The sequence below is a fragment of the Burkholderia sp. KCJ3K979 genome (assembly GCF_016759955.1).
In the GTDB taxonomy this organism is placed as follows: domain Bacteria; phylum Pseudomonadota; class Gammaproteobacteria; order Burkholderiales; family Burkholderiaceae; genus Burkholderia; species Burkholderia orbicola.
The window spans coordinates 1-8,530 of record NZ_JACFYV010000258.1; the positions used below are offsets into that span (position 1 = coordinate 1).

An 8,530-nucleotide genomic window follows, 5' to 3' on the forward strand; every position below is an offset into this window, starting at 1 on the left:
GGTGTCAGAACCATTGCTCGAACCACTCCGGATTCCTGACTGGCGCGGACACTTTTGTGCGGACCACTCGGGGCGCCATGGCACCGGTAAGTCATGCGATATCCGAGCGCCTTTCTTTTGGTTACTTTTCTTTGGCAAGACAAAGAAAAGTGACCGCTGCCCCGCGCAGGGGCGACGCTAATAGACCGACACGATCACAGGTGCTTCACGCCAACCGCGAGCAAACCACCAAACAAACCAAACCCAAACCTCAATCTTTCCCGCGCTCGACGAGCGCCCCACCCCGAGGCTCACTGCCCCCGCCGGTCTGCTTCTCGAGCCACGCTCTTCGATCCTCCCGAGGCGTAACCCCAAACCTTTCGCGGTAAGCGTTGGAGAAGTGCGCAGCAGAAGAGAACCCACAAGCGAGAGAAACCTGAACAACCGACTTGCTGGTCCGCTGCAACTGCGTCCGAGCCTTGAGCAGCCGAAGATTGAGGTAATACTTGGAGGGCATCGCCCCGAGATACTGCCGAAAGAGCCGCTCCAACTGTCGGCGCGAAACGCCGACCAATCCGGCGATCTCATCGGTAGTAAGCGGATCCTCGACATTGGCTTCCATCAAGAGCAACGCGTCATTCAACCGAGGATGCCGCTCCCCCGGAGCAGTAACAAAAGGAATCCTCTGCCGCTCCTCGCCGCTGCGCAGTGTGCCGGCTCCCAGCGCATCGGCAATCCGCTCCGCGAGATCCGCCCCATGTTCCCGGCCAATCATGGCCAGCATGAAATCGACGGTCGCCTGCCCACCGGCACAGGTCGCCCGATCGCGATCGATCTCGAAGATCTGCTGCGTGACGATCGACCGCTCGAACTGCTCGGCGAACTGCTGATACGTCTCCCAGTTCACGCTCACGCGATACCCGGAAAGCTGGCCCGCCATCGCGAGCCACCACACGCCGTGGTGAATACCCGTCACGACCGGCGTACGCTGCCCGACCCGCGCGAGACTCGCGAGAAACAACCGGTAATCGGCAAACTGCTGAAACCGTTCGGACACGACGATCAACCAGTCGCACGCGATCGCATCGTTGAACGCCGCATCGGCATGCCACTGCGCGCCGCCCGCGAGCGGCACCGGCCGCCCGTCCCACGAACACACCTGCCAGCGGTACAGGAGCCGCCCGTCGATCTCGTTCGCGAGATTCAGCGCATCGACGATCGGACCCACGCCCGACATCGACACGGGCGGCAATGCAACGATCGCCACCTGCGTCGTGCGGGTGGCGCCTGCGGGACGAGACACCGGTACCACGGTTGAAACCTGCCCTGTCGCGTTACTTGAGGCTGCCCGACAGGAACTGCTTGAGCCGCTCGCTCTGCGGGCGCACCAGCACTTCCTTCGGATCGCCCTCCTCCTCGGTCCGCCCCTGATGCAGGAACATCACGTGGTTCGACACGTTGCGCGCGAAGCCCATCTCGTGCGTGACGACGATCATCGTGCGGCCTTCCTCGGCCAGCTTCTGCATCACCTTCAGCACTTCGCCCACCAGTTCCGGATCGAGCGCGGAGGTCGGCTCGTCGAACAGCATCACGTCCGGATGCATCGCCAGCGCACGGGCGATCGCCACGCGCTGCTGCTGGCCGCCCGACAGATGCGACGGATACTGCTTCTCGACGCGCGGCGGCAAACCGACCTTCTCGAGATACTCGCGTGCACGCTCCTCGGCTTCCTTCTTCGAAATGCCGAGCACGTGCACGGGCGCTTCCATCACGTTCTCGAGCACGTTCATGTGCGCCCACAGGTTGAAGTGCTGGAACACCATCGCAAGCTTCGTGCGAATGCGCTGCAACTGCTTGTGATCGGCGACTTCGAGCGCGCCGGCGCGATCGGTCTTCGTGCGCACGGCCTCGCCGTCGACGACGATCTGCCCCGCGTTCGGCCGCTCGAGAAAATTGATGCAGCGCAGGAACGTGCTCTTGCCCGAGCCGCTCGCGCCGATGATGCTGATGACGTCACCAGCCTTCGCGTTCAGCGACACGCCCTTGAGCACCTCGTTGTCGCCATAGCGCTTGTGGATGTCGACCGCGGCAAGCTTGACGGAAGCGGACGCGCTCGTTTGGGTGATCTCGGCCAACTGGCTCTCCTCGAAGTAATTCAATGACGGGCGGCCGCGAGGTACGCGAGCCAGTGGCGCTCCGCGCGGCGAAACGCCGCGACGAGTGCGAACGATACCGCAAGATAGATCAGCGCGGCGATTCCGAACGACTGGAACGCCATGTAGGTCGCGGAATTGGCATCGCGCGCGACCTTCAGGATGTCCGGCACGGTCGCGGTGAATGCGACGGTCGTCGCGTGCAGCATCAGGATCACCTCGTTGCTGTACAGCGGCAGCGCGCGACGCAGCGCCGACGGCAGGATCACGCGGCGGTACATCGTGAACGACGACATCCCGTACGCGCGCGCCGCCTCGACCTCGCCGTGCGGAATCGCGCGGATCGCACCGGCGAAGATCTCGGTGGTGTACGCGCAGGTGTTCAGCGCGAACGCGAGGATCGCGCAGTTGAAACCGCTGCGGAAAAATGCGTCGAGCAGCGAGTGCGAGCGCACGAACTCGAGGCTGTACATGCCCGTGTACATCAGCAGCAGCTGCACGTAGAGCGGCGTGCCGCGGAACACGTACGTGTAGAACCGCACCGGCATCGACACCCACTTGTTCCTCGACACGCGCGCAACCGCGAGCGGCACCGCGCACACGAAGCCGAGCGAAATCGATGCGACGAGCAGCCACAGCGTCACCGCGAGGCCGGACAGGCGCTGGCCGTCCCAGAAAAGGAACGCCTTGCCGAATTCCTGGAGGATCTCGATCATAGTTCTGCGTGCCGCACGCCCATGGAATAACGCTTCTCGAGCTGGATCAGCACGAGGTTGGAGACGGTCGTGATCGCGAGATAGATCAGCGCCGCGACGAGGATGAAGAAGAACATGTTGAACGTGCTCTTGCCGGCGTCCTGCGCGGCCTTCACGACGTCCGCGAGACCGATGATCGACACCAGCGCGGTCGCCTTCACGAGCACCTGCCAGTTGTTGCCGATGCCCGGCAGTGCGAAGCGCATCATCTGCGGAAACATGATCCGCACGAACACGCGCGCGCCGCTCATCCCGTAAGCCGAACCGGCTTCGAGCTGGCCGCGCGGCACCGACAGGAACGCGCCGCGAAACGTCTCGGTGAAGTACGCGCCGTAGATGAAGCCGAGCGTCAGCACGCCGGCCACGAACGGATCGATGTCGATCTGGTTCCAGCCGACGAGGTCGGTGAACTGGTTCAGCCAGATCTGGATGCTGTAGAACAGCAGCAGCATCAGCACGAGATCGGGCACCGAGCGGATCAGCGTCGTATAACCGGTCGCGATCGCTCGCAGCACCCGGTTGTGCGACAGCTTCGCCACCGCGCCGATCAGCCCCAGCGCCACCGCAGTGGCGAGCGACAGCACCGACAGCTCGATGGTCTGCACGGTGCCGGCCCAGAGGACGGGACCAAAGCCGTAAAGGAACACGCGCGTCTCCAGAGTTGAATGAATGCCGACGCGACAGCCTGTCCCGCGCCGGGGTGACGCGGATAGTCGCAAGCGAAATTGATTGCCTCAAATCACCGTGCGCGCGGTTGCTGCGTCGCAACAATTCGTCCCACCATTTCTGCGCACGGCCTATACCGCTGTTTCCAAAGGAAAAAACCCGCTTCCTGACAGTCGGATGACGCACCGGGAAGCGGGTTTTTTGCAATTTTCCGGTCGCTTTTTCGATATAGCGCCGGGCTGGCCATCAGGCCGAATGGGCAGGTCCAGGCCCGCGTCACACAATCGCTCGCTCATGCCCGCGACACGATGCGCGCCTGCGCGCCGATTCGATGCCATCCGCCGCGGCGTCTTATTTTTTGCATCCACAAAAACTCCTTGCCTGCCCATGTTTTTGCATCCACAATTAGTCGAAATTCCATTCGTTTTCGACGAGGCCAAGGATCTGTCGAACCGGCTGAAACACGGCATCTCGTTGCGAATGGCCGAATTCGCCGAGTGGGAAGCCGCGCGCACGTGGCCGGACACCCGCCGGGACTACGGCGACGCACGCTGGATCTGTCTGGTGCCGATCGGCACGCGCCTTTACACGGCGATCGTCGTCCCGCGCGGCCGCGCGCTGCGCGTCGTCAGCCTGCGAAAAGCCAACAACCGAGAGATGAGTCGGTATGAAGAAGGCGGTTAAATTCATCCGCAACACGCCCGAGGAAGAAGCGGCGATTGCGCGCGGCATCGCCGCCGATCCGGACGCCCGTGAACTCGGCGACGAAGAAATCGATGCGATGAAGCCCTTCGTCGAGGTCGTCGCGAAGAAATTCGGGCGCCCGAAGCTCGAGCACCCGAAGGAACAGGTCAGCATCCGCTACGACGCGGACATCCTCGCCGCGTTCCGGGCAGAAGGCCCGGGCTGGCAGACGCGCATGAACGACGCGCTGCGCGACTGGCTGAAGAAACGCCGCGCGTGAAGGTCAGCGCCCTTTCAGGATGTCGGAGCGCGAGGTCGTATAAACGAGCCCGTCCGGGCCGAAATGGACGTTGAAGAACGCGTCGGTGTTGACGCCGTCCTCGAGCCAGCGCCAGCTCCAGACCGTCTCGGGTTTCAGCGGATACTGCGCGATGTCGCCGGGCTTGCCGAGCAGGCGCCGCACCTCGTCTTCGTCCATCCCCGGGCGCACTTTCGCGAAATTCTCGGCGGTCAGCACCTGCGTCGCGCCCGTGTAGCGCCCGTTCGCATCGAGATCGACGAACCACGTCTGGTTGCCCATCGGGCCGCGCGGATACTCGAGACGCTTCGAGCCGTCGGTGAACGTGCGCTCGGTCTCGGGCTTGCCCATCGTGCCGCGCACGTCGGCCTCGGTCGATTCGCCGACCTTCAGCCCTTTCAGCAATAGCGGCGCGGGCTTGATCGCGTTGAAGAAGTCCCTGATACGTTGCACGTCGAGATGGCCTTGGTCGTCGCAACCGGTCAGCGCCAGCGCGGCGGCCAGCATCGTCACGGAAAGCAGCCGGAAACGGAAAATCATCGGAAGAGTGGCGCGTCGAGAAAACACGCGGCAAGGATACCCGCGCGACGCCAAAAGCGCGAGACGGGCCGTGCAGCCCGTCCCGTGTTCAATGCGTCGTTTCGGTTTCGGTCCGGGTTTCGGACGCCCGCTTCGCCGGCGGCGCCGGGCGCGGCCCGGCCGGCGGCGCGCCCAGCCGGCCGCGCGTGCGCACCAGCTCGGCAAGCTGCCACGAGCCGAGCGCGAGGCAGCCGAACAGCACCTCGCGGCCGCGCTTGACCACCGCGAGCGACAGCGCCGTCTCGCGGTCGACGCCGAACATCTGCGCGAGCAGCACGACGGTCGCCTCCTGCACGCCGAGCCCGCCCGGCACCATGAACGCCGCATGCCGCACCGCCTGCGTCATCGCCTCGATCGCGATCGCGCCGCCGATCGACACCGGGTGGCCGAGCAGCGCAAGCGCCCAGTAGATCTCGAGCGCGCCGAGCACGTAGCCGGCCAGTTGCCAGAAGAACGCGCTGAACAGCAGGCCCGTGCGCGACATCAGCGAATCGATGTCGGCGTCGAGCCGACGGCCGTCGACGCCCTGCAGCAGCCGGTGCGAATCGCCGAGCAGGCGGCCCGCGAAACGCTCGATCGCATGGAAGATGCCGCCGCGCCGCATCAGCACCACGCCGAGCACCGGCAACGGCAGCGTCAGCAGCAGCGCAAGACCGATCGTGCCGCCGCCCATGTTGTCGGTCGTCGCGAGCAGCAGCACGAGGCCGAGCGCCGCGAACGCATACTGGACGACGATCGTCACGAGCACCTCGACGATCACCGACGCGGTCACGCGGCTCGCGTCGGGCACCTGCCAGCGCGCGAGCCGGATGCCGACGATCTCGCCGCCGATCCCGACCACGGGCAGCAACCGGTTCACGGCCTCGCGCACGGTCGCGATCCACCACAGGAACGGCAGCGAACTGCGCCGGTCGAGCAGCTGGTGCCATGCATACGCATCGAGCAGCAGCGGCAGCGCGTGGAACGGCACGAGCCACAGCAGCGCATAGCCGGCGCGCGCGAGCATCTGCGACACGTCGCCGACGCCTTCGTGCAGCCCCAGCGCGAGCAGGATGCCGATGCCGATCGGCCAGCCGAGCCACTTGATCCACTTGCTCATGACGGCTGCGCTCCCGGTGCGCGCGACGTGTGCGCGCCGCGTCGGGCCGCAGGCTCGCCGAATACGTCGGCAAAGCCGCCGGTCGCGACGCCCGCCGCCTTCAGCGCGGCCGCGACGCGCGGCGACAGCAGCGCATCCAGTTCGTCGACCGGACGGTAGCCGGCCATCGTCGGCGTGATCGGGCCGTCGCCGGCCTCGGCCGGATGGCAGTAGATCTCGCCGACGCCCGGCGGCAGCTTCGCGAGCGCGTCGAGCAGCACGGCCTCGTCCATCGCGCCCGTCTGCTCGATGCCCACCACGTAGTCGTTGTGCGCGAGCCCCGCGCGGTCGAGCCGCGCGCGCACCAGCGCGATCCACGGCTTGAGCAGCACGGGCGCGCTCGTTTCGTACGGCAGCCGCACCGCGCGCAGCCCGTAGTCGCGGCCGATCTCGATGATCATCGACAGCACGGTCGGATGCAGATGGAAATGCTTGTGCGCGTTCACGTGGTCGAGCGGCAAGCCGCTCGCCGCGAACGCGTCGAACTGCGCACGGATTTCGCGGCGCAGCTGCGCGCGCACGTGCGGCAGGAAGAAGAAGCGACAGCCGTCCTTCGCCATCGCGTCGCCGAAGCGCCCGTCGGGCCCGACGAGCGCGGGAATCTCATGCGCGGGCAGCGTGGCCGGCCCGTCCGCGAGCACCAGGTGCAGGCCGACCGCGAGCGACGGCAACCGCCGCGTGCGTTCGATCGCATCCTGCGCGGCGGGGGCGCCGACCATCAGGCTGGCGGCGTTCAGCACGCCGTCGCGGTGCGCACGCTCGACCGCCGCGTTGACGCGCGGGTGCAGCCCGAAGTCGTCCGCGGTGAAGATCAGCGCCCGCGCCGCCCGCTGCGTCGCCACGGATCAGGCCTCGTGCGCGCGCAGGAAGCGGAAGAACTCGACGCCTTCGCGCAGGCGACGCTTCATCATGTCCCAGCTCGTCAGCATCTCGCGCACGATTTCCCAGATCTTCGACGGACGGAAGTAGAACTGGCGATAGAACTGCTCGAGATGGTGGTAGATCTCGTCGCGCGACAGGTGCGCATAGCCGATCGCCGCGAGCTGCACGCCTTCCTTGCTGACCAGGTTGATGGTCTTGTTCTCTTCCATCCAGCCGTTTTCCACCGCCTGCTTGTACAGCGTCGTGCCCGGATACGGCGCGGCGAGCGACACCTGGATCGTATGCGGATTGATTTCCTTCGCGTACTCGATCGTCTTCTTGATGGTTTCCTGCGTCTCGCCCGGCAGGCCGAGGATGAAGGTGCCGTGGATCTTGATGCCGAGCTTCTTGCAGTCCGCGCTGAAGCGGCGCGCGAAATCGGTGCGCACGCCCTTCTTGATGTTCACGAGGATCTGGTCGTCGCCTGATTCGAAGCCGACCAGCAACAGCCGCAGGCCGTTTTCCTTCATGATCTTCAGCGACTTGTACGGCACGTTGGCCTTCGCGTTGCACGACCACGTGATGCCGAGCTTGCCCAGGCCGATGGCGATGGCTTCGGCGCGCGGCAGGTCGTCGGTGAAGGTGTCGTCGTCGAACATCAGTTCCTTCACTTCCGGCATGTTGTCGCGAATCCACTTCGCTTCCGCGAGCACGTTCTCGACCGAGCGCGTGCGGTAGCGATGGCCGCTGACCGTCTGCGGCCACAGGCAGAACGTGCAGCGCGACTTGCAGCCGCGGCCCGTGTAGATCGACACGTACGGGTAGTTCAGGTAGCCGATGAAGTAGTTGTCGATCTTCAGGTCGCGCTTGTAGACGGGCGCGACGAACGGCAGTTCGTCCATGTTCTCGAGGATCGGACGCGCTTCGTTGTGCTCGATCGAGCCGTCCTTCGCGCGCCAGCTCAAGCCCTTGATCTCGGGGAACGGCTTGCCTTCGGCGAGTTCCTTGCAGGTGTAGTCGAATTCCTCGCGGCACACGAAGTCGATCGCCTCGCTCGCCGTGAGGGAGTTGTGCGGATCGACCATCACCTTCGCGCCGACCATGCCGACCAGCATCGACGGCTTCATCTTCTTCAGATCCTGCGCGAACATCGCGTCGGTCGGGAACGACGGCGTGCTCGTGTGGATGATCACGAGATCGTAGTCGTTGGCAATCTTCAGCGTTTCCTCGACCGACAGGCCGTCGGCCGGCGCATCGACGACGCGGCTGCCCGGCACGAGCGCGGCCGGCTGCGCGAGCCAGGTCGGATACCAGAAGGAACGGATTTCGCGCTTCGCCTGATAGCGCGAGCCGGCTCCGCCGTCGAAGCCGTCATACGAAGGGGCCTGCAAGAACAGCGTTTTCATGAATGCTCCGG

The 8,530-nt window shown here is 65.2% G+C and carries 10 protein-coding genes; 2 read left to right on the forward strand and 8 right to left on the reverse strand.

Annotated elements, in window-relative coordinates; genetic code table 11:
- Positions 1-250 precede the first annotated feature (250 nt).
- From H3O04_RS31470 to H3O04_RS31485, 4 genes are read right to left on the reverse strand one after another with little or no spacing between them, the layout of a single operon-like run.
- On the reverse strand, positions 251-1,291 hold the full coding sequence (locus H3O04_RS31470) for a GlxA family transcriptional regulator (RefSeq protein ID WP_011544983.1): 1,041 nt from the start codon (positions 1,289-1,291) through the stop codon (positions 251-253).
- Positions 1,292-1,313: 22 nt separating this feature from the next.
- Positions 1,314-2,114, reverse strand: a complete 801-nt coding sequence (locus tag H3O04_RS31475) for an ABC transporter ATP-binding protein (protein WP_006488736.1) — start codon at positions 2,112-2,114, stop codon at positions 1,314-1,316.
- A gap of 20 nt (positions 2,115-2,134) precedes the next feature.
- Complete coding sequence (locus H3O04_RS31480) at positions 2,135-2,848, reverse strand: ABC transporter permease (protein ID WP_023475426.1); 714 nt, start codon at positions 2,846-2,848, stop codon at positions 2,135-2,137.
- Positions 2,845-3,534 carry an ABC transporter permease gene (locus tag H3O04_RS31485; RefSeq protein ID WP_011544981.1) on the reverse strand — a complete coding sequence of 230 codons (690 nt, stop codon included), beginning with the start codon at positions 3,532-3,534 and terminating at the stop codon, positions 2,845-2,847. Before H3O04_RS31485 ends, H3O04_RS31480 begins: the two co-directional genes overlap by 4 nt.
- Before the next feature lie 82 nt (positions 3,535-3,616).
- Between H3O04_RS31485 and H3O04_RS36390 the strand changes: the two genes are divergently transcribed.
- Positions 3,617-4,237 carry a BrnT family toxin gene (locus tag H3O04_RS36390; protein WP_237666503.1) on the forward strand — a complete coding sequence of 207 codons (621 nt, stop codon included), beginning with the start codon at positions 3,617-3,619 and terminating at the stop codon, positions 4,235-4,237.
- Entirely contained in the window at positions 4,221-4,517 is a 297-nt protein-coding gene (locus H3O04_RS31495; RefSeq protein ID WP_023475428.1) for a BrnA antitoxin family protein, read from the forward strand. The genes H3O04_RS36390 and H3O04_RS31495 overlap by 17 nt, the downstream gene beginning before the upstream one ends.
- 3 nt (positions 4,518-4,520) lie before the next feature.
- Here the strand turns inward: H3O04_RS31495 and H3O04_RS31500 are convergent, their stop codons facing one another.
- The 4 genes from H3O04_RS31500 to hpnJ form a co-directional block, all read right to left on the reverse strand.
- Complete coding sequence (locus H3O04_RS31500) at positions 4,521-5,075, reverse strand: hypothetical protein (protein WP_006488732.1); 555 nt, start codon at positions 5,073-5,075, stop codon at positions 4,521-4,523.
- 88 nt (positions 5,076-5,163) lie between these two features.
- On the reverse strand, positions 5,164-6,213 hold the full coding sequence (locus H3O04_RS31505) for a lysylphosphatidylglycerol synthase domain-containing protein (protein WP_202589183.1): 1,050 nt from the start codon (positions 6,211-6,213) through the stop codon (positions 5,164-5,166).
- Positions 6,210-7,094 (reverse strand): hopanoid biosynthesis-associated protein HpnK, encoded by an 885-nt coding sequence (gene hpnK, locus H3O04_RS31510; protein ID WP_202589184.1) that lies wholly within the window; start codon positions 7,092-7,094, stop codon positions 6,210-6,212. The genes H3O04_RS31505 and hpnK overlap by 4 nt, the downstream gene beginning before the upstream one ends.
- A gap of 3 nt (positions 7,095-7,097) precedes the next feature.
- A partial coding sequence (gene hpnJ / locus H3O04_RS31515; protein WP_337249677.1) for a hopanoid biosynthesis associated radical SAM protein HpnJ occupies positions 7,098-8,530 on the reverse strand: 1,433 nt, incomplete at its 5' end.